This window comes from Butyricicoccus sp. (assembly GCF_050872565.1).
Lineage (GTDB): Bacteria > Bacillota > Clostridia > Oscillospirales > Butyricicoccaceae > Butyricicoccus_A.
The window spans coordinates 1-1,994 of the sequence record NZ_JBNMHC010000382.1; the positions used below are offsets into that span (position 1 = coordinate 1).

Annotated in this window: 3 protein-coding genes; all 3 read left to right on the forward strand. The window is 53.3% G+C overall.

Annotation, left to right across the window (positions count from 1 at the left end):
* Positions 1-760, forward strand: a 760-nt coding sequence (gene der, locus ACR0P9_RS11610; RefSeq protein WP_432620317.1) for a ribosome biogenesis GTPase Der, incomplete at its 5' end; no start/stop codon positions are given.
* A 4-nt stretch (positions 761-764) separates the two neighbouring features.
* Entirely contained in the window at positions 765-1,388 is a 624-nt protein-coding gene (gene plsY / locus ACR0P9_RS11615) for a glycerol-3-phosphate 1-O-acyltransferase PlsY (RefSeq protein ID WP_432620319.1), read from the forward strand.
* 36 nt (positions 1,389-1,424) lie between these two features.
* Positions 1,425-1,994 (forward strand): NAD(P)H-dependent glycerol-3-phosphate dehydrogenase (locus ACR0P9_RS11620; protein WP_432620321.1); only part of this gene is annotated, 570 nt, incomplete at its 3' end.

Sequence of the window (1,994 nt, forward strand, 5' to 3'; positions counted from 1 at the left end):
GTCTTCGCTCGTCAACCAGATTCTCGGCGAAGAGCGCGTGATTGTCAGCAATGTTGCCGGTACAACCCGCGACAGCGTGGACTCTAAGTTTGAGAACAGCAAGGGCAAGTATATGCTCATCGACACGGCGGGTATCCGCAAACGCTCGAAGGTAGATGAGCGCGTAGAGAAGTTCAGTGTTATGCGTTCTCTGATGGCAGTGGAGCGCGCGGATGTCTGCGTCATTATGATTGATGCAGTCGAAGGCGTCACAGAACAGGATACCAAGATTGCCGGTGAAGCACACAATGCCGGTAAGGCATGTATCATCGTCGTCAATAAGTGGGACTTGATTGAAAAGGACGGCAAGACGATGGATCAGTACACCGAGCGCGTGCGCATCGGTCTGTCGTACATGCCGTATGCACCGGTATTGTTCCTGTCTGCTAAGACAGGTGCCCGCGTGCACAAGCTGTTTGACTGCATCAATTCTGTCTATGAACAGAACGGCAGACGCATTCCGACCGGCCAGCTCAACACGCTGCTGGCAGAGGCGACAGCTCGTGTGCAGCCGCCAACGGACAAGGGTCGCCGCCTGAAGATTTACTATATGACGCAGTCGGGTGTTCGTCCGCCTACGTTTGTCTGCTTCTGCAACGACGCGCAGCTGTTCCATTTCTCCTATCAGCGATATTTGGAAAATCAGATTCGCGATGTATATGGACTCAATGGTACACCGATCCGCATGATTGTGCGTGAGCGCGGCGGCAAGGAGGAATAACTGGGTGAGTACACCGATCATGATTCTGATTTTACTTGTCGTGGGATACCTGCTGGGCAGCATCAATTCGGCGCTGGTCGTGTCAAAATCGCTGATGGGATATGACATCCGCACCAAGGGCAGCGGCAATGCTGGTCTTACCAATTCTCTTCGCGTGATGGGCGCGAAGCCGACCCTGCTGGTGCTGGTCGGCGACATTGCCAAGGGTGCGATTGCCAGCCTGATTGGCGGGCATCTGATGGGCTCGCTCGGCGTGCTCATCGCGGGAAGCGCGGCAATTGTCGGCCATATGTTTCCGCTGTACTTTGGATTTAAGGGCGGAAAAGGCATTCTTGTCGGCGCAACGATGATTGCGGTCTTTGATTGGCGCGTATTCTGCGTTGCCATCATCGTGTTTGTCGTGCTGGTTGCCATCAGCAAATGGGTTTCGCTCGGCTCGATTGTTGCCACATGTACGGTACCGTTTTTGACGCTGTATTGGCATCGCGGAGATCAAGGATTTGTGCCGATGATGGTGATTCTGTTTGTGATGGTAGCAGCTGTTGTCTATATGCACCGCGGAAATATCGTGCGGATTGCACACGGAGAAGAAAACAAATTTTCACTGCACAGCAAAAAAGAAAAGTAACTGCTGTACACGGATCATATCGAGGAGCATGAGAGTATGAAAGTTTTTGTAGTCGGCTGCGGCGGATGGGGCATGGCTCTGTCGATTCTGCTGCATGAAAATGGGCATACGGTAACATCCTGGACTTGTTTTGAAGAGGAATGCAAACTGCTGCGGGAGCAGCGCGGCAATGAAAAGCTGCTTCCGGGCGTCAAGCTGCCGGAAGAAATCGAGATTACCACCGACCTGAACGGTGCAGCGGCAGCAGATCTCGTGCTGATGGCGGTTCCGTCGTTTGCCGTGCATTCTACCGCACAGCAGCTGGCGGGAATTATTCCGGAAGGTATTCCGATTGTCAATGTCGGCAAGGGATTGGATCGAGATAACGGCTATTGCCGATTTTCGGAGACCATCAGCAGAGCGACAAACGGCAAGAATCCGGTCGTTGCTCTGACAGGTCCGACCCATGCGGAGGAAGTATCCCGCGGTATTTTGACCTGTATCTTGGCGGCATCTGCATCGAGAGATGCGGCAACGCTGGTACAGCAGGCATTTATGAACGACCGCTTCCGCGTGTATATCTCTCCGGATATTATCGGCGCGGAGCTGGGCGGATGTTTTAAAAAC